Genomic DNA, 17,923 nt, shown 5'->3' on the forward strand with positions numbered 1-17,923 from the left:
ATTACATTTGGATATTGTTAGGTAAAGCGTTATGTTCACGTTAGTGAGAAAATTTGGCATACAGGCGCAGTTGGTATAACCAACGCCTATCAATCGAAGGGCGAGGTGCCACGTGGGAAGCAGGGGCCGGGTTACTTTGCAGACGATCGCGCGAGAGGTCGGGCTGTCGAAATTTGCGGTCTCGCGGTCGCTCGCCGGCAAGAGCGGTGTCAGCGAGGAAACGCGCGCGCTGATCCGCGACACGGCGCAGCGCCTAGGCTACACCAAGCCCGCCGGGCATGGTGCTGCCGGCGAGGTTGCGGTGGTCTTTCACGATCTCGATGCCGTCAACAGCGAGCTCTATATGCAGGTGCAGAACGGTGTGCAGCGAGAGGCTCATCGGCTTGGCATGACGCTGCGCGTGCGCTGGACCCATGATGTCGGCCAGTTGGAAGAGTTGGCGCGCAGCTGTGATGGCCTGATGCTCGTTGGTCCGCATGCCCGTGAGGCCGTGGCAGCGGCGAGCGCCACCGGCGTTCCGATCGTGCGTTTCGGCTGGGTCGATGCGCTCGAGCAGGTCGACCATGTCGGCGGCACCGACCATGAGGCAGGGCAGGCGGTGGTGGAGTATCTAGTCGGACTCGGCCACCGATCCATCGTGTACGTCTATGGCATGCCGGGCCTGCGGGGACGTCAGGAGCGCCATTACGGCGCTCGCGAAATCGCCGAACGTTATCCTGATGTTGCGCTCCATGTTATGCAATTCGACGAAGAGAATGGCTTCGGCACGGCGTTCCGGGCGCTCGTGGACAAAGGCATTCGCCCGACGGCTTTTTTCTGCGCCCATGACGGGTTAGCGCTGACCGTGGTCTCCGAACTGCTTGGGCAGGGGTACCGCATTCCGGACGATATTTCGGTTGTCGGTTTCGGCGACTACTCGCCGGCGTCACTGATCTCGCCGGCGCTGACGACGGTGAGGATGGAGGGGCAGGAATGCGGGGCCGTGGGGCTGCGGCTATTGCTTGAAAGGATCGAGAATCCACGCCTGCCGGGCATGCCGGCGAGGCGCATCATGATCGCCTCGCGCATTATCGAGCGCCGCTCGGCCGGACCTTGCAAGGCGGCGGCGAGCGTCGATGTCCCCGGGGTTTAACCACCGAGCGCAGCAATGGCAGCCTTGACTGCGTCCGCGCCGGGCTTGGTCGGCCGGTATTCCAGACCGACGGCGCCGGCATAGCCGTTGGCGAAGATCCAGTCGAGGCGATGAGCGAGGTCTATCCCGCCGGAACCCGGTTCGTTGCGGCCGGGATGATCGGCGACATGGACGTGGAAAACACGGTCCAGGCGGCCGTCCAGCACGTCTTCGGTGCGTTCGCCCATCACGGCGGAATGGTAGATGTCGTAGACGATGCCGATCTCGGGGCGGGCGACGTCATCGACGACGTCGAGGCCTTCGCGGGTTGAATCGAGGAAGTAGCCGATATGATCGATACGGATGTTGAGAGGTTCTACGCCGAGCCGCACGCCGCTGCCTTTCAGGATATCGGCACCTGGTTTCAAGGTTTCGCTGAGGGCCCGGCGCTGTTCTTCACGGCTGAAGCCGGCGAGATCGTCGCCTGCCTGGGCGATCAGCACCGGCGCGCCGAGGCGTTTGGCGACTGTGACGGAATCGGCAAGGCCTTTCAGCCAGGCCTTCCGGTTGGCGGCATCGGTCAGCGCGATCATCGGCTCGGCGACGAGGCTGGTGACGGCAAGGCCGGTTTCCTTCAACGCCGCCTCGATCGCGTCCAGATCCTTGTCGGTCCAGCGCCAGAATTCGACCGCCGTCAGGCCGCCAGCATGGGCGCGACGGATGCGGTCGGGAAAGCTGTCGCCGTCCTCGGCAAACAGCCACTCTATACAGGCTGAATAACGTCGCATGAAAACTCCTCCCGGTGCGGATGCAGGCTGCGACAGAACGGAGACCGCCGCAAGAGGCGTTTGGGTGCTTGACGCCCGGATTCATTGGCGGAACACTTGCTTCCACGAGCCGGGATCGCCGGCGCTTCGGAGGAAGACATGGATCTGGGATTGAAGGGTAAGATCGCCGTCATAACGGGTGCGTCGGTCGGCATCGGACTGGCGATCGCCGAAGGGCTGGCGGCTGAGGGCGTGGACCTCGTGCTGGCTGCGCGTGGCGGCGAACGGCTGGAGGCGGAGGGCGCCCGCATTGCCGAGAAATTCGGCGTCAGCGCCACCGCCGTCGCCGCCGACGTCGCGACGGCTGCGGGAACGGAGGCGATCATTGCCGCGGCTGCCGAAAAGGGTGGCGCCGATATCCTCATCAATAATGCCGGCACCGGATCGAACGAGACCGTCATGGAGGCGCCTGATGAGAAATGGCAGGCCTATTGGGACCTGCACGTGATGGCCGCCGTGAGGCTTGCGCGCGGCATCGCACCGCAGATGAAGAAGCGAGGCGGCGGGGTGATCCTGCACAATGCCTCGATCTGCGCCGTCCAGCCGCTCTGGTACGAACCGATCTACAATGTCAGCAAATCGGCGCTGATGATGTTTTCAAAGACGCTCTCGACCGAGCTCATCCAGGACAATATCCGCGTCAACTGCATCAATGCCGGCCTGATCCTGACGCCCGACTGGATCAAGACCGCCAAGCAGCTGACGGCCGAAAGCGGCGGAAACTGGGAAGGGTACCTGCAAAGCGTTGCCAATGAGCATGCTGCCTCCAAACGCTTCGGCACGCCGGAGGAACTGGCGAACGTCTTCGTCTTTCTGAGTTCGGAGAGGGCGAGTTACTGCATCGGATCGACCTATTTCGTCGATGGCGGCATGCTGAAGACGATTTGATCGAAGCTGGCGCAATGAGCAGCACGGCAAGCCTGTTCTTCGCATGACTGCCAGCCGGCCGTGGACGTTGCCGATACAAGCTATAAAAATTAGCTATTTTGTTGTATCTTCACGCTTTCGACGTTATTTGCCTGCTATTGACGGGCAAATATTGCGGTTTTCAAAAGGCGACGACAATGCTGACGAAGAAGGGAAAATACGGCCTGAAGGCACTGGTCGATCTGGCGCGCCTGGCGCCGGGCGAGACTGCCTTCATCAATGACGTCGCGGCGCGCAACAATATTCCGAAGAAGTTTCTCGACACGATCCTGCTCGAGCTGCGCAATGTCGGTATCCTGCGTTCAAAAAAGGGGCCTGGCGGCGGGTATTCTCTCTCGCGGCCGGCTTCCGAGATCCGCATCGGCCATGTCATCCGCACGCTCGATGGGCCGCTGGCGCCGATCCGCTGCGCCAGCCGGACGGCTTACGAGGCCTGCGACGACTGCGCCGACCCGGAAACCTGTCAGGTGCGGCGTTCGATGACCGATGTTCGGGATGCGATCGCCGCCATTCTGGACAATATGACCCTCGACCAATTCGTCGCAGCCGGCGGCCGCATTGAAGACACCGGGGACGAATTGCCGATCTCCGCCGCCAGCTGAGACGTTCGATTTCATACGGTCTAAAGCGCCATGCTGTGTCGTTCAGGGCTCATCTCGACATATGGTCGCCGGCGCGGTCCAGCAATCGATCGCGAGGCAGCGACAGCGCGTGGATGCGTGCATTGCGCCAATGGCGGTCGAGATTAAGGCCTATGCCGGTTGACGCTTCGCCCGCGAGCTCGAACAGTGCGTTTGCGGCGTTGAGGGCGGTTTCTCCGGCAGTGATCGCGGCCGCCGAGGCGGAAAAATAGGCATCCGCCATCGCAGCCTCTACAGGATTGACCTGGGCGATATCGAGTTTGCGGCCCGCTCGCTCCAGAGCTGCCGCCGTGATTTCGATGCCGACGGCGTGTTCGCCGAGCCGGGAGCGGGAGACGGTATGATCGCCAATGGCTGTCATCAGGTCGGCCCAGGCGGCCCGCGCGATGCCGAGGGCCACTCCAGCCTTGAGCAGCAGGCCGAGCGAAACGCCCGTCGAACCGGACGACGGGGCCGGCGCGATCGTGCCGGCATCGACATGCACTGCGCCGGCGAGCGTCGTTGCCGATCCATTGGTGCGCTGGCCGAAACCGTCCCAATCATCGACCACTTGCACGTCCCCGCTGTTGCGGCTGAGGTAGAGCGTCACAGGGCGGTCGGGCGGAAGTGTGAGGGCAGCGGCAATCCAATCGGCATAGAGAATACCGGGCGCCGGCCGCATCCGCCCGCTCAAACGGTACCCCGGTCCGTCGATCGACAGCTCGCTGCCGTCGGCGACGGTTGCGCCGGCGAAGCGGTCGCCGAGCAGCACACGGGCAAACAGCGATGCTTTCAGATCCTCGGCCGCCTGGGTACGGAGGGTTTCCAGTACGGAAAAGTGATTTTCCAGTGTCTCGCCAATCGAGGCGTCGGCCTCGGCAATGATCGCGATGATTTCGGCAAGCAGGGCGTTCGACACGTCGAGCCCTTCATGTTCGGGCGGAACAGAGATTGCCGTCAGTCCCGATATCGACAGCGCGTCGAGCTCGGCAAAAGGCAGGATGCGGTTGATATCGCGCTCGTTTGCCTGATGACGGAATGTGTCGGCGAGGTTGCGAGCCGTGGATACGGCCTCCTCTTCGTTTTCGATGCGGCGGGCCGGCGGCCTCAGACGGTCTTGAAACTGCGATAACGTTCCCATCGCTCACTCTTTCCTCGAAGGATGACAGGATTGAGGGATTTTCCTTCGAATGATAAGAACGGTTTTTCCAGAAAAACCGGACGCTTCGAATTTTCTCACCAACTTGATCGCCTCGCCCTCCACTCTACTTATGGTTAACCGGGGCTATCCAATTGAGGAACATGATGGGTGAAGCACTTGCTCGCCATAGCGAGGTTTGGAAAATGGGGCGCCAGCCGAGACCGCGTCTGACGCTGGATATCGCCGAGATTCCAACTTATGCGATCGGCGACATTCACGGCCGCTACGATCTGCTTTTAAAAGCTGAGGAGGCGATCCTGCAAGATGGCGCGCGATTGCCCGGGCAAAAGCTGATCGTGACACTGGGTGACTATATCGACCGGGGTCTGGAATCGGCGCAGGTCATCGCTCACCTCATGGAGCCGCCGCCTGATGGTTTCGACCGCATCTGCCTTGCCGGCAATCACGAGATCGCCATGCTCGACTATGTCGACGGCTGGCTCCCTTATGACGACTGGATGCGGATGGGGTCAGCGGAATCGCTGAAATCCTATGGCCTCGATCCGGAGCATCTGCCGCTCGTCTTTCCCTCCGGCGTGCAGCTCGACGCCTTTCTGCGGCAGTCTCTGCCGCATACGCACCTCGATTTCATGCGAGCGCTGCCCATCATGCTGGACACACCGAGCGTGGTGTTCGTGCACGCCGGCATCGACCCGATGCTGCCGCTCTCCGCACAGACGGATGAGGACCTGGTCCTCATCCGCCACCGCTTTCTTGAAAGCAGGGTTCCCTTGCCGAAACTCGTCGTCCACGGCCACACGCCCAGCGACGAGCCCGACATTCGCCCGAGGCGGCTCAATCTCGATACGCGCGCCTTTCGCAGCGGTAGGCTGACCGTTGCCCGGTTCTGGCAGGGCCGGGTGCATCTGTTTTCCACCTGACATCATCGTTCGAGGCACTCTTTGCAGGCCTCGACTGGCGTCGGGTCCGTTCCGTGGAGGCGAGAGCGCCGGACGCCATCGAATAGATGCGGCACGATGACTCGGGCGGTAAATTCCAACGGCGAAGCGATGCTGGTTTTGATAGACTTTTCCCATGCTGGACGCCGCCGATCTCCCGACGATATTGCTTCCCTGAAGGCGATGCTGATCGCGGCCCAAGCGCGTGAAGTCCGCAAGGATGATCGGATCGAACGGCTGGAGAAGCTGGTCGCCGCTTTCAAACAGGCTGCCTTCGGCCGCAAATCCGAGAAGACTGATCCCGAGCAATTCGATCTCGCGCTGGAGGACCTTGAGACGGCCATCGCGGCCGCCCATGCCGAGGACGAGGCCGATAGCCCTTCCCGTAAACCGCACCCCAAGCCACGCGCCGCCAATCGCGGTTGTCTTCCCGCGCACCTTCCTCGTATCGAGGAGGTCATCGAGCCGGAAAGCCTGACCTGTGCTTGCGGTGGATGCCTTCATTGCATCGGCGAGGACGTGTCCGAGCGACTGGATGTCATCCCGGCACAGTTCCGCGTCATCGTCACTCGTCGTCCCAAATATGCGTGCCGTGCTTGCACCGACAGCGTCGCTCAGGCCCCAGCGCCAGCACGATTGATCCAGGCCGGGTTGCCGACAGAGACGACCATCGCTCATGTGCTGGTTCAAATACGCCGACCACTTACCACTCTATCGGCAGGCCCAGATCATGAGCCGACAGGGTATCGATCTCGACCGTTCCACGCTTGCTGACTGGGTCTGTCGAGCAGCTTTCGATGGGCGACCATCGCCTCGCTCATCGAGACTGCCTTATGCCGCGCGCGGCATAAGGCGGTTTATGCCGACCGTCGAACTATGCCGAACGCCTCTTTTGATGAGGACGCTACACCGTGCGTTCCCGGCCGGTTCGGCGGGTCGCCGTTGGTTGACACTCGGCATAGTTCTCATGCTCAGAGGGCGTTCAGGAATTCCAAAAGCCGGTCGCTTGGTCGAAACCGCTCGGCCTTGGCGCGTTCGTACGGCTTCAGCTTTGCGAGTGCAGATTCCTTCAGTTCGAGATGTGCATGAAGATAGGTCAACGTCGTTTCCATCGCTTCGTGGCCCAACCACAGGGCAATGACCGAGCAGTCGACGCCCGCCTGCAGTAACTCCATGGCAGCGGAGTGCCGTAAGACATGCGGCGACACCCGCTTTGAGCGAAGGGACTGGCAGTGCTCGCGCGCTTTGGCGACATATTTGTTCAGCAGTGCCTGCACGCCGTCGGCGCTGAGCCGGCCACCGTGCATGTTTGGAAAGAGAGTCGTTGCGCCTCGCTTCCCTGGTTCCTTGAGCCAATACCGGAGGGCTTGCTGGGCAACCTTTGTGAGCGGCGTACTTCGCTCTTTGCGGCCCTTGCCGATGCATTGCACATGCGCACCGCGGCCGAGCATTACCGAATCTCGGTCAAGGTCGATGATCTCCGAGACCCGAAGCCCGGTTTGGGCGGCCAGTAATAGCAGAGTGTAGTCGCGGCGTCCCAGCCACGTGCTTCGATCAGTGCAGTCCAGGATCGCTTCAATCTCGGGCCTGGTTAGAAACTGAAGTTGCCGCTTATCACATCGCTTGCTGGGGATCGCGAGCACACGCTGAATATGGGCGCTATGTGCCGGCTCCTCGAACGCTGCATATTGGAAGAAGGATCGGATGGCTGTAAGGCGGAGATTCCGGGTCCTCACCGAGGCGGATCTCTTTGTCTCAAGGTTCTCCAGGAATGCGCCGATGAAAGGAGCGTCTATATCCCGTAGTGTCAACTGAGATGGGGACCTCCCAAGGCGCGTCTGTGCGAACGCAAACAGGAGCCTGAAGGTGTCGCGGTAGGAGGCGATGGTGTTGGGACTGACACCTCGATGCTTCATGAGCCGATCTGTGAACCACCGCTCGATCAGCACGGCCAGGTCGTTCGTGCGTCTCATGACCGAGCCTCCCAGCGCTTATCCAATCGCCGGACGGCATGGTTCATCAGTTCCGGCGCGGCGGACAGATACCAGTAGGTGTCGCGAACATTGGCATGGCCGAGGAAGGTTGAGAGAACCGGCAGCTCGCGTTCCACATCTTCGCCAGCCCGATGCCAGTTGATCAGGGTCTGGACGGCGAAACGGTGGCGAAGATCATGAATCCGTGGACCATCTCGTTTCCCCTCCTGCCGTAATCCGATTTGCCGGGATAGTCGCCAGAACACGCGGTGCACGTATTGATGCAATAATCTGCCGCCCTGTTCGGCGACGAAGAAATAGGGACTACGAGGCGTACGAAGGTGTGCATCGCGTCGGGCGGCATAGTCCAACAATACAGCGACTGTCGTGGCATGCAGCGGCACCAGCCTTGTCTTGCCGAACTTTGTCTCGCGAATGGTGAGGACGCCCTGGTCGAGATCGACGTCGGCCCGGCGTAGGCCGAGCGCTTCGGAATGGCGCAGTCCGGCGACCGCTATCAGCCCGAACAGGCAGTGATATGTCCAGCGCCGCAGGGCGTTGGCCGGCGGCAACGACAGTGCTGCCGCCAGAAGCGCCTGAATCTCGACTTCACTATAGATGTAGGGCTTTGTGCGCCGTGCCGGCGGCACTGCGTCGCTCGGTGGCACTTCCGTCAGAGGATCGAAATGACTGAGGTGCTGGGCAAAGCAGCGCACATCAGCCAGTCGGATTGACCAACTCGGCTGCCGGCCCATCGAGGTGACCCACTCCATTGCCAGGTCCGCCGTAATGGTCTCGGCGCCGCGGGCCTCCATGAAAGCGACGAACCCCGACAATCGTTTTGCCGGACCGTCATATTTGTATCCCAGCCCTTGGCGCATGCCGATGTAGCGCTCAAACGCGGTGCGAAGCCGGCTCATTGGACACCTCCCGGCCAGGGGAGGCTCAGTTCGCGCAACTTCTCAACATCGAGCTTGGCATAGATCCTTGTACTGTCGATGCTTCGATGGCGGAGCAGTTGACCGATCTCGGCAAAGCTGGCGCCCGACCGCAAAAGGTCGGTTGCAAGGCTGTGGCGGAAAAGATGGGCGCCGTGATGCGCATAGCCGTCAATGCCCGCCCGTTCGAGTGCCTGCTTTGCGATCATCGTGATGGCGCAGCCGGAGGCAAAACCCACATGCGGCGCAAGAGTTCGCAAGAAAACTCGCCGACACGCCGAAGCGGGGCGCCCATGCCGGATATAAGCCACGATCGCTGTTCCGACGTCGTGACGCAGCGGCATCGTTGCTTGTTGCCGCCCCTTTCCGTGTACGAGAATCGTGCCCGACTGCCAGTCGATATCGTCAAGATTGAGGGTCGCAACTTCGCTGGCGCGCAAGCCGAGCTTGGCGAGGATCATCAGAACCGCATAGTCCCGATGGCCCATTGCCGTCGTCCGATCGCAGGCATCGAGAACCTTCTGGACCTTCTCGGGCGGCAGGAATGTTGGAAGGCCGGCAAGTCGCCAGCGGCGGATGGACGGCACACAGTCAGCGAGCGGCGTCGAGATGAAACCCTTCAGATGCAAATAGCGCAAGAACGCACGCACAACTCCGCACATGGCTTTGCCACTGTCGGCGGAACCGTCAAGCGCATGTCGTTCGACATAGCCGATGACGATCTCCGGGGTGAGCGCTGCAAACTCGTCTGCGCCGGCCGGACAGATCTCCATCAGAAATCGATGCGACAGCAGCTTGTGACTTTCCACCGTTGAGGCTGCGAGCCCTCTCTCATTCGAGAGATAAGCTGCGAACATATCGACAATCTGCTCGTGCTCCGTGCGCTCAATCGGAACGGCGGCTGATATCAAACCTTCTTGCCGCAATGTAGAGAGTAAGCGGCGGAGAGCTGATCGGTCGCCCGCGTCAGGTCTCCAGTGTTTGAAACGGTGCTCGAAAAACCGACTAACGTGACCTTCGCTTAAATCCCGGGGCTCATGTCCGCTGCCAACATGCCAGTCCATCAGCTCTCGAAACAGGCTCAGCGATCGCCAGGTACATTGCCGACCCAAGCCTTCGTTCGACAACCTGGCGGCGTAAACTTGGGCAAACTTGCCATGCGGCCCGTGGATCAGCTTCCGATACAGCGTGCTGCGCTTCAAATAGTCACTTGCGTTCATAGGACTCTCCTTTGCGTCAACTGCGACGGAGAGAGCCTAAGCTATGCCGATCCGGCTACTGCTTTGTCACGAAAAACGTTGGCATAAACCTGCTCGTTCGGCATAGTTCGACGGTCGGCATAAACTGCCTTATGCCGCGCGCGGCATAAGGCGGTCATGATGAGCGTCGCCATGAAGGCGGCACGATCAGCACCGCGATCCGAGCCGGCGAAGAGCCATGACTTCCTTCCGAGAGCAAAGCCTCTCAGTGCGCGCTCGGCAGCATTGTTCGTCAGGCAAATCCTGCCGTCATCGAGGAACGACGTGAAGCCATCCCAGCGCTTCAGCATGTAGTCGATTGCCTCGGCGACGGGAGAACTGCGCGACAGCTTCGCCCGCTCGCTTTGGAGCCAATCACGCAGTTCTCCGACGAGTGGCTGGCTGTCCCTTCGGCGGTGCTCCAAACGCTGGTCGGCCGCAAGTCCGTTGATTTCACGTTCGATGTCGAACAAGGCATCGATCCGTTTGACGGCCTCCAATGCCATCGGTGAGATCGGCGCGGCTTTGCTTCCACGTTTGGCGTTCGTGGCGATATCGGCCAGCACGAAGAACTTGCGGCGCGAATGTGCCCAGCACAGTGCCTGCGTCAGAGGCGCGGGATCGCGATCAACTTTGAACAGCGGATTGTAGCCGCCATAGGCATCCGCCTGCAGAATGCCGGCAAAGGTCTTCAGATGGCGCTCGGGATGCTCCTGACGCCGGTCTCGCGAGGCATAGTAGAGAGCGGCGGGCGGTGACTGTCCGCCGAACGGCCGATCGTCCCGAACGTAAGTCCAGATGCGGCCGGTATCGGTCTTTCCCTTCGCCAGGATCGGCACGGTCGTGTCATCGCCATGCAGTCGCTCAGCCGCCAGGACATAGGCCTCGATCAGCGAATGAATTGGCTTGAGGGCTGCAGCACACGAGCCGACCTGGTCGGCCAGCGTCGACAAGCTAAGGTCGATACCCTCTCGGGCATAGCGTTCGCTTTGGCGATTGAGCGGCTGATGCTGGGCGAACTTCTCGAACAGGATCATCGCCAGAAGGTTCGGACCGGCAAAGCCGCGGGGTGTCACATGGAAGGGTGCCGGCGGCTGCGTGATCTTCTCGCACTCACGGCAGGAGAACTTCTCCCGAACGGTCTGAATGACCTTCCACTGACGCGGGATGGCCTCCAGGGTCTCGGTGACATCCTCGCCGAGCTTCGACAGCTTGGCCGATCCACAGCAGGGGCAACTGGCTGGGGCGCAATAACGACACGGTCGCGCGCCAGGTGTTCAGGAAAGGGCTTGCATGATGGACGCTTGCGCTCAAAGGCCCTGACGGTCGAGCCTTTGGCAATCATCTCCGCCGCAAGCTCGTCTTCGCCTGCGTCAGCTTCGAGTTCTTCGAGTTGCAGTTCCATCTGTTCGAGAAGCCGCGCCTTGCGCTCAGAGCGGCTGCCGTAAAGCTCCCGACGGACCTTCTCGATCTCCAGCTTCAACCGTGCAATCAGCGCCTCGGAATGTGACACGAGCGCCTTTGCGCTGGCAGCTTCCGCCTTGGCCGTCGCCGCTTCCACCTCGGCAGCAACACGCCGCGCACGCTCTTCGGCCAGCAGCGTCAGCGCACTCGCAAGGTCGTCCGGTAGCTGTTCGGCGGGGTTGTTCATGGCGAGATGGAATCATATTCGCTCCCGCCATTCCAGTGTTTTTGCTCATCCGGCCGAGGTTGGTCGCCAGGTCTTTTGCGGCATCCGCCAGTCGATACCTTCCAGCAAATAACCGAGCTGCGCAGGCGTGATAATAACGGTACCATCGGCCGCTGACGGCCATATGAAGCGTCCTCGTTCCAGCTTCTTCGTAAACAGGCAAGCTCCCTGGCCATCATGCCAGATGACCTTGATCAGACCGCCACCACGCCCGCGGAATACGAATAGATGTCCACACATCGGATCGCGCTTCAGTGTCTCTTGCACCATCAGAGACAGGCCGGGAAAGCCTTTGCGCATGTCCGTATGGCCGGTCGCCAGCCAGACCTTCACACCAGCAGGAACAGGGATCATCGCCGTCCCAGGACACAATCGAGAATGCGGCCGAGCGCGTCCGTGTCGATATCACTGTCCACCCGGATGCGACGACCACGGCCCAGCTCAATCATCACATCACTGCGCTTCCGGCGAGGATGCGATGATGCCGCCGCTTCCGAAGCAGCGGGCTGGGCTGTTGGGACGGCCTCCGACACGATCACGGGCACCAATGTGTTCGCCGCCTCGGTCCTCGGTTCCTCAAATTTGCAAAGCTCCTTGCGCCACCGAAAGAGCTGGCTCACATGAATACCGGCCGACCGCGCGATCTCCGAGAGAACAGCATCTGGCTCAAGGCATGCTGCCACAAGCCGCTCCTTGTCCTCTCGAGACCAGCGCCGCCGGCGCTCCACAGACGTGATGACTTCAATTGGATGCTTGGTCATAGGACTGCTCCTAGTGTTTGCACTAGGACTTCCGATGTTCGCATCAACCTCGCAAGGCGACCCTCACCGGACGCTTACTCCAGTTCGCACGTTGAAGCAGTCGCAGCCGCCGTCTTACGTGAGCGTCAGCGCTACTGGTGTTGCAGAGCGAAGCGCTACTTCGTCCGATGAACCGACGAACTCGGTGATAGTGGCAGCCGATCTGCTTTGCAGTTGAAAGGAATCGAGCCGGAAACCGCGCGCCGGGAATAACTACGTCTTTGCCAATCGGTGATTTTGCTGTTCACCGGCACACGGCCGCTTCCATTCGATCCATTATGCGATCTTCTTCGCACAGAGTGTGAACACAACGGCAACAGACCGGACGCTGGCCGCGAACACGCTCGCCGTGCCACAACCGTTGACCAGCAATTTCAATGTCAGTGGCTTAAAGTAATTTACGGAACCGGGCGATGTAGCTACAGAGAGACCTATCACAGCGCCGGGTGCACTTCGCTCAGCGCACGACCTATCTCAACGCCGATTCCTTTAAATCACCGGATAGTCGACGGCGAACACTCGCCGCGACCACTTGGTTACTCCGCCAGCAGTCTGCTGAGGTCGCGTCAGTGATCGTCCAGCGAGCCCTGCGCATAAAAGTGCTGCCCGATTGTGCGGGATCAGAGTCTGATGACTAGCTTCGTTCCGAACTAGTTCGCCCCAACCGTGGTTCAACACCCGCGATGAGCCTCTGAATATTCGCGCGGTGGCGAGCAATTACATAAATCCCTCCCGCAATCACGAGCAGTCGATAAGGTAATTGATGCTCGAAACTGATGACTAGGATGATTGCTGTTACGGCGGCAAGGATCGAGCTTAAGGACACGATCCGGAAAACGGCGAGGGTAAGCCCCCAAACTGCAGCTGCTCCGATCCCGACGAGCAATGATACCGCCAGTAGGACACCGAGACCTGTGGCCGCTGACTTCCCGCCCGTAAACTTCAACCAGATCGAAAGCCCGTGTCCCACGAGCACCGCCAGTCCCGATAAGCACACAAACCAAGGCACCAGGCTTTGGAGGTCGGTGTTTGCAGGTGTCGTAGAAAGTGACCGAGTAGCCAGCCAAGGGTAGTACCACGAGGCAAAGATTATTGCCGCCGCACCCTTCAGTAGGTCGACAATTAGGACAAAAAGAGCAGGGCCCTTGCCGAGAGTACGGAGCACATTCGTCGCTCCTGTGGATTTCGAGCCATGCTCACGGATATCGATGTTGCGCAGGAACTTTCCGAGAAGATATCCCGTCGGTATTGAACCGAGTAAATACGCGATAAGCACTCCAATGGCACTGGCGATCCAAAGCACGATCTTGTCCACTATCCTTGAGCCATTTCGTCATTTTCTCATTCTTTAGGAGCCCTCCGTTCTGATGAAAGTCAAGGACCTCCGAGAATACGTCTGGCGTGGGAGTTGTTCGCCGGTGACACGACACTCGCTGGGCGTCTGAAGGTTCAGCCGCTGTGGATTGCCAACAAATCAGCATAGACCGTGCGACTGCTCGCTAGCACCGGATGGCCCTGCAGCAAGGCTTCGCCCTCAGCCGGGAAGGACAAATAGGTTCCACCGGCCTCCTTGACGAGGCAGTAGCCGGCCATACAGTCCCAGGCACGCATGTGGGGCTCGTAATAGCCAACAAGCCGGCCTGCGGCCACATAGGCGAGCATCAAGGCACCGGAGCCGTTGCGGATGAAATTCCCACCCTTGCCAAGCACGGCAGCGACAATCGCGCCGACCCGTTCCGGGGTGACATAGGTGTTGCAGCCGATGCCCGTCATCGCATTCTGCAAGGTCCGCGACGGATCGAGGCTGAGCTTCTCGCCGTTCAGGCTCGCACCCATGCCCGCTGCCGCTGCATAGAGCTCGTCAGCGCATGGAACGTGGATTACGCCGATCACCGGCACTTCGCGGTGCAAAACGGCGATCGATACACACCATGTCGGCATGCCGTTGACGAAGGGCGCCGTTCCGTCAATCGGATCGACCACCCATGTCAATCCCGACTGCCCTTCCTGATAACCGTATTCCTCGCCGAGAAACCCGTCTGCCGCAAAAGCTTCGGCCACGCGCTGCCTAATCAACGTCTCGACATTGCGGTCGGCAATGGACACGACATCCTGCAGATCCCGCTTCGTCTCGATCACGAGCGTTTCGCGCCTGTTGAAATAATCGAGCGCCATGGCGCCCGCCTCCTGTGCCACCGCTTTGGCGAGGGCGAAGCGCGTATCAAGTTCTGTTTCGTGCGACATAGTGCCGGTACTCCGTGGAATAGTTCTGGTCGTTGGCTGTTAAAAGGTCGGTGGCCAAGTCGGAAGGCCGGCAGTGCGCAGCTGTGACTTAGACAATAATCGTCGATGCTCGGGCGACGCGCCGCGGGAACGAAGCGCCTGCAGCGGATGTTTAGGCATCAGAGGCTCTCATGTGCTGATAAGCGCGATGCCGCGATTTCGGAAGCCGAGCGTGGCGTCGGAAGCGACCGGCAGGATCCGGTCGACGGCATCGTCGACGATGAAGAGCGTGCCGACGTCGGTTTCGACCTCATATTCGACATGATCTCCGAGATAGGCCGAGTGCAGAATGCGGCCGACAAGCCCCTGCCCACGTCCTTCGGACAGGGCGATGGCGCCGGGACGAACGGCAAGGTTCGCCGCACCCGGCGTCGCCCGACCGGCAGCCACACGGTGCTTGAAACCACCGATGCGGATTTCAGCATCGGCGCCCTCGATGCCGAGCACCTCGCAGGGGATGACATTTGCCTCGCCCATGAAATCGGCGATGAAGGCGGAAGCCGGCGCTTCGTAGAGGTCGCGCGGGGCGCCGGACTGGGCGATTTCGCCATCCTTCATGATGATGATGCGGTCGGACACTGCCAGCGCCTCGTCCTGATCGTGCGTGACGTAGACAGCCGTGAAACCGAGGCGCTGCTGGAGTTGGCGGATATCCGTGCGCACCTTGCGGCGCAGCCGCGCATCGAGGTTGGAGAGCGGCTCATCGAGCAGCAGCACCTGCGGCTCCAGCACCAGCGCGCGGGCGACGGCGACGCGCTGCTGCTGGCCGCCGGAGAGTTCGGCCGGAAGGCGATGGCCCATGCCGGCAAGGCCGACGAGCGCCAATCCTTCCTCCGCCTTCTCGCGCGCTTGCCTGCGGCTGAGGCCGGAGGATTCCAGGCCATAGGCGATATTGTCGCGCGCATTCATATGCGGAAACAGCGCATAGGACTGAAAGACCATCGAGACGTCGCGTTCATTGGCCGGCAGCATGGTCACGTCCTTGCCGCCGATCAGGATTTTTCCGGCCGAAGGATGTTCGAGGCCGGCAAGCATGCGCAGCGTCGTCGTCTTGCCGCAGCCGGAAGGGCCAAGCAGAGTGACGAGCGTGCCGGGCTCGATGGTGAGCGAAAGGTCGGCAATGGCGGTGAAGGCGCCGAACGTCTTGCGCACGTTCTGGAAGACGACGGAACCGGCTTTCTGGTTGATCATGCGATTTTCTCCTGACGAGAGGAAGCGGAGGTGGCGAGGCCGGCGACGCGGTTTTCACGGCGCAGGCGCCGCTCGCCCACGATGAGCTGGAAGCCGGCGATGACGGTGATCATCACGACGATCAGCATGGAGGAATAGGCGATCGCCACGCCGTATTCGCCATTCTCGACGAGGCCGACGATGTAGGAGGTCGCCATGTTGTACTCGGCGCTGACGAGGAAAATGACGGCGCTGATGGAGGTGATGGCACGCACGAAGGAATAGACGAGCGCGGCGGTGATGGCAGGACGCAGGAGCGGCAAAATGACCTTGCGGATCGTGCGGAAGCTGTTAGCCCGGAGCGTCAGCGAGGCTTCGTCCAGGCTCTTGTCGAGCTGGCTCATCGCAGCGATGCCGCCGCGCACACCGACCGGCATGTTGCGGAAGACGAAGCAGGCGATCAGGATCAGCGCCGAGCCGGTCATCTCGAGCGGCGGCAGGTTGAAGGCCATGATGTAGCTGACGCCGATGACCGTGCCGGGAATGGCAAAGCTCATCATCAGGGCGAATTCGAAGGCATTCTTGCCGGTGAATTTCTGACGCACGATGATGTAGGCCGTCAGCAGACCGACGGCGGCCGTCAGCGGGGCGGAGATCAGCGCGATCTCCATCGTCGTCCAGAATGAGTTCCAGGCGACACCCGTCCAGGCGATCCCGTTTTCGAAGCTGATCGAGAAGGCCTTGGCGTAGTGGTCGAGCGTCAGCGAATTATCCAAGCCCCAGGTCTTCACGAAGCCGCCGATCAGGATCATGCCGTAGATGACGAGGGTGAAGAGGATCCACGGGATGACGACGGCGTGAACGCCGATCGACAGCCCGCGCGGCAGGGCGATATGCGATCCGCTGTCGCCCTTGCCGGTGACGGTGGCAAAGTTCTTGCCCGCCAGCCAGACGCGCTGGGCGAGGAAGGCGGAGAGCGTGAAGGCGAGCAGCACCATCGCGAGCACGGCGGCGCGCGAGGGGTCGTTCTGCGAGCCGACGACGGCGAAGAAGATTTCCGTCGAGAGCACGCCATGGCTGCCGCCGAGCACCAGCGGGTTGCCGAAATCGGCCATGCTTTCGATGAAGCCGATGAGGAAGGCGTTGGCGAGACCGGGCTTCATCAGCGGCAGCGACACCCGCCAGAAGGTGCGCCAACGGTCGGCGCGCAGCGTCGTGGAGGCCTCCTCCATCGACGGGCTGACACCTTCGACGACGCCGATCAGCACGAGGAAGGAGATCGGCGTGAAGGACAGGACCTGCGCGATCCAGATGCCGGTGAGGCCGTAGAGCCAACGGGCGGGCTCGAGGCCGAACAGTTGCGACAGCCCCTGCGTGACGACGCCGGCGCGGCCGAAGAGCAGCGTCAGCGCCAGACCGATGACGAAAGGCGGCGTGATGATCGGCAGGATCGTCAGCAGCCGCAGGCCTTTTTTGAAGGGAAAGCGCGTGCGGGTGGCGACGAGCGCGAAGGCAAGGCCGAGCAGGGTCGAGCCGAGGCCGGTCATGATGGCCAGCCACAGCGTGCGCCAGGCGACGCCGCAGCGGCCGGCGCCGATGACACAGTTGAGGCTCCAGATGCTCGGATCCTGGATGTTGCGGATGAAGTTATCCGCATTGAACGACCCGTCGAAATCCTGCACCGATCCGACGAACATGCTGCCGATCGGGTAGAAGACGAAGACGGCGACGAGGAAGACCAGCAGGGCGATTGCGCTGACGACGAAGGCATCGCCCTTCATGACGCCGCGCTCGGCAAGGCCGAAGGCGAAGAGCAGCACGAAGGTGATGGAAGAGAGGACCGCGCCTGCCCCCATGGCAGGCTGGCCGGTCGAGAGCGGGCCGAAGAGCGTGTCGCTTACCGTCCAGTTCCAACCGGAAAAGCCGATGGCGAGGCCCTGGAGCGAGAGGAAGAGAACCCCGATCGCGCCGGTCCAGGCGAGCACGGCGCCGCGGCGCATCGGATCCGCGATGCCGCGGGCGGCGAACGTCAGGAGAAGAAACACGAGTGCGCCGGCTAGCCACGGCCGGCCATGCGCGAATATCTGTACGACACCGGGGGCGGCCTCCGTGGAAAGGGGGAAACCGGCCAGCCAACCGAGCCCGAAGAAGCCGTTCTCGATCCGATACCAGGGCAACAGGGTCAATGCGACCACGCCCAAGAGCAGGACCACGTCCAGCCTGCGATTGCCATGTCTCATGGCCGA

At 61.3% G+C, this 17,923-nt stretch carries 15 protein-coding genes and 2 pseudogenes; 5 read left to right on the forward strand and 12 right to left on the reverse strand.

Annotated elements, in window-relative coordinates:
• Positions 1-112 precede the first annotated feature (112 nt).
• Entirely contained in the window at positions 113-1,132 is a 1,020-nt protein-coding gene (locus HJC04_RS00420; RefSeq protein ID WP_168297274.1) for a LacI family DNA-binding transcriptional regulator, read from the forward strand.
• Here the strand turns inward: HJC04_RS00420 and HJC04_RS00425 are convergent.
• Positions 1,129-1,899: a TIM barrel protein gene (locus HJC04_RS00425; RefSeq protein WP_210630040.1), complete on the reverse strand. Its 771-nt coding sequence runs from the start codon at positions 1,897-1,899 to the stop codon at positions 1,129-1,131. The genes HJC04_RS00420 and HJC04_RS00425 overlap by 4 nt on opposite strands.
• Before the next feature lie 138 nt (positions 1,900-2,037).
• On the opposite strand from HJC04_RS00425, the gene HJC04_RS00430 reads away from it, so the two are divergent.
• Positions 2,038-2,826, forward strand: coding sequence for an SDR family NAD(P)-dependent oxidoreductase (locus HJC04_RS00430; protein ID WP_210630041.1), 789 nt, complete (start codon positions 2,038-2,040; stop codon positions 2,824-2,826).
• A 176-nt stretch (positions 2,827-3,002) separates the two neighbouring features.
• Positions 3,003-3,467 (forward strand): Rrf2 family transcriptional regulator, encoded by a 465-nt coding sequence (locus tag HJC04_RS00435; RefSeq protein ID WP_085780172.1) that lies wholly within the window; start codon positions 3,003-3,005, stop codon positions 3,465-3,467.
• A gap of 49 nt (positions 3,468-3,516) precedes the next feature.
• Here the strand turns inward: HJC04_RS00435 and HJC04_RS00440 are convergent, their stop codons facing one another.
• Positions 3,517-4,626 (reverse strand): acyl-CoA dehydrogenase family protein, encoded by a 1,110-nt coding sequence (locus HJC04_RS00440; RefSeq protein ID WP_221144598.1) that lies wholly within the window; start codon positions 4,624-4,626, stop codon positions 3,517-3,519.
• 203 nt (positions 4,627-4,829) lie between these two features.
• On the opposite strand from HJC04_RS00440, the gene HJC04_RS00445 reads away from it, so the two are divergent.
• Together HJC04_RS00445 and HJC04_RS00450 are read left to right on the forward strand one after the other, a co-directional pair.
• Positions 4,830-5,567, forward strand: a complete 738-nt coding sequence (locus tag HJC04_RS00445) for a metallophosphoesterase (RefSeq protein ID WP_405047682.1) — start codon at positions 4,830-4,832, stop codon at positions 5,565-5,567.
• A gap of 154 nt (positions 5,568-5,721) precedes the next feature.
• Positions 5,722-6,393: pseudogene (locus HJC04_RS00450) on the forward strand (IS66 family transposase zinc-finger binding domain-containing protein); the annotation flags it as partial.
• 163 nt (positions 6,394-6,556) lie between these two features.
• Here HJC04_RS00450 and HJC04_RS00455 read toward each other — a convergent pair.
• The 10 genes and pseudogenes from HJC04_RS00455 to HJC04_RS00500 all read right to left on the reverse strand — a co-directional run bounded on the left by HJC04_RS00455 (position 6,557) and on the right by HJC04_RS00500 (position 17,917).
• Positions 6,557-7,558, reverse strand: coding sequence for a tyrosine-type recombinase/integrase (locus tag HJC04_RS00455; RefSeq protein WP_138397173.1), 1,002 nt, complete (start codon positions 7,556-7,558; stop codon positions 6,557-6,559).
• Positions 7,555-8,478 carry a tyrosine-type recombinase/integrase gene (locus HJC04_RS00460; RefSeq protein ID WP_092577041.1) on the reverse strand — a complete coding sequence of 308 codons (924 nt, stop codon included), beginning with the start codon at positions 8,476-8,478 and terminating at the stop codon, positions 7,555-7,557. Before HJC04_RS00460 ends, HJC04_RS00455 begins: the two co-directional genes overlap by 4 nt.
• Positions 8,475-9,716 (reverse strand): site-specific integrase, encoded by a 1,242-nt coding sequence (locus tag HJC04_RS00465; protein WP_138397172.1) that lies wholly within the window; start codon positions 9,714-9,716, stop codon positions 8,475-8,477. The genes HJC04_RS00460 and HJC04_RS00465 overlap by 4 nt, the downstream gene beginning before the upstream one ends.
• A 149-nt stretch (positions 9,717-9,865) precedes the next feature.
• Positions 9,866-11,385 (reverse strand): annotated as a pseudogene (gene tnpC, locus HJC04_RS00470) (IS66 family transposase); the annotation flags it as partial.
• Positions 11,386-11,430: 45 nt separating this feature from the next.
• Positions 11,431-11,778 (reverse strand): IS66 family insertion sequence element accessory protein TnpB, encoded by a 348-nt coding sequence (gene tnpB, locus HJC04_RS00475; RefSeq protein WP_221123262.1) that lies wholly within the window; start codon positions 11,776-11,778, stop codon positions 11,431-11,433.
• A complete protein-coding gene (gene tnpA, locus HJC04_RS00480) occupies positions 11,775-12,185 on the reverse strand; it encodes an IS66-like element accessory protein TnpA (RefSeq protein WP_221123263.1) in 411 nt (136 codons plus the stop codon). The genes tnpB and tnpA overlap by 4 nt, the downstream gene beginning before the upstream one ends.
• Before the next feature lie 673 nt (positions 12,186-12,858).
• Positions 12,859-13,530 carry a glycerol-3-phosphate 1-O-acyltransferase PlsY gene (gene plsY / locus HJC04_RS00485; protein WP_221123287.1) on the reverse strand — a complete coding sequence of 224 codons (672 nt, stop codon included), beginning with the start codon at positions 13,528-13,530 and terminating at the stop codon, positions 12,859-12,861.
• Between the two features lie 143 nt (positions 13,531-13,673).
• A complete protein-coding gene (locus tag HJC04_RS00490) occupies positions 13,674-14,468 on the reverse strand; it encodes an inositol monophosphatase family protein (protein WP_221123264.1) in 795 nt (264 codons plus the stop codon).
• A gap of 168 nt (positions 14,469-14,636) precedes the next feature.
• Entirely contained in the window at positions 14,637-15,698 is a 1,062-nt protein-coding gene (locus HJC04_RS00495) for an ABC transporter ATP-binding protein (protein WP_221123265.1), read from the reverse strand.
• Positions 15,695-17,917 (reverse strand): iron ABC transporter permease, encoded by a 2,223-nt coding sequence (locus HJC04_RS00500; RefSeq protein WP_221123266.1) that lies wholly within the window; start codon positions 17,915-17,917, stop codon positions 15,695-15,697. The genes HJC04_RS00495 and HJC04_RS00500 overlap by 4 nt, the downstream gene beginning before the upstream one ends.
• Positions 17,918-17,923: the final 6 nt, after the last annotated feature.

Origin of the sequence: Rhizobium sp. NLR8a, assembly GCF_019685235.1 — a bacterium.
Lineage (GTDB): Bacteria > Pseudomonadota > Alphaproteobacteria > Rhizobiales > Rhizobiaceae > Rhizobium.

Bases quoted from the DNA above. Each gene is read 5' to 3' on its own strand.
- HJC04_RS00465 (WP_138397172.1), bottom strand. From the start codon at position 9,716: ATGAACGCAAGTGACTATTTGAAGCGCAGCACGCTGTATCGGAAGCTG.
- HJC04_RS00425 (WP_210630040.1), bottom strand. From the start codon at position 1,899: ATGCGACGTTATTCAGCCTGTATAGAGTGGCTGTTTGCCGAGGACGGC.
- tnpB (WP_221123262.1), bottom strand. From the start codon at position 11,778: ATGATCCCTGTTCCTGCTGGTGTGAAGGTCTGGCTGGCGACCGGCCAT.
- HJC04_RS00495 (WP_221123265.1), bottom strand. From the start codon at position 15,698: ATGATCAACCAGAAAGCCGGTTCCGTCGTCTTCCAGAACGTGCGCAAG.
- HJC04_RS00490 (WP_221123264.1), bottom strand. From the start codon at position 14,468: ATGTCGCACGAAACAGAACTTGATACGCGCTTCGCCCTCGCCAAAGCG.
- HJC04_RS00455 (WP_138397173.1), bottom strand. From the start codon at position 7,558: ATGAGACGCACGAACGACCTGGCCGTGCTGATCGAGCGGTGGTTCACA.
- HJC04_RS00445 (WP_405047682.1), top strand. From the start codon at position 4,830: ATGGGGCGCCAGCCGAGACCGCGTCTGACGCTGGATATCGCCGAGATT.
- HJC04_RS00435 (WP_085780172.1), top strand. From the start codon at position 3,003: ATGCTGACGAAGAAGGGAAAATACGGCCTGAAGGCACTGGTCGATCTG.
- tnpA (WP_221123263.1), bottom strand. From the start codon at position 12,185: ATGACCAAGCATCCAATTGAAGTCATCACGTCTGTGGAGCGCCGGCGG.
- HJC04_RS00460 (WP_092577041.1), bottom strand. From the start codon at position 8,478: ATGAGCCGGCTTCGCACCGCGTTTGAGCGCTACATCGGCATGCGCCAA.
- HJC04_RS00430 (WP_210630041.1), top strand. From the start codon at position 2,038: ATGGATCTGGGATTGAAGGGTAAGATCGCCGTCATAACGGGTGCGTCG.
- HJC04_RS00440 (WP_221144598.1), bottom strand. From the start codon at position 4,626: ATGGGAACGTTATCGCAGTTTCAAGACCGTCTGAGGCCGCCGGCCCGC.
- HJC04_RS00500 (WP_221123266.1), bottom strand. From the start codon at position 17,917: ATGAGACATGGCAATCGCAGGCTGGACGTGGTCCTGCTCTTGGGCGTG.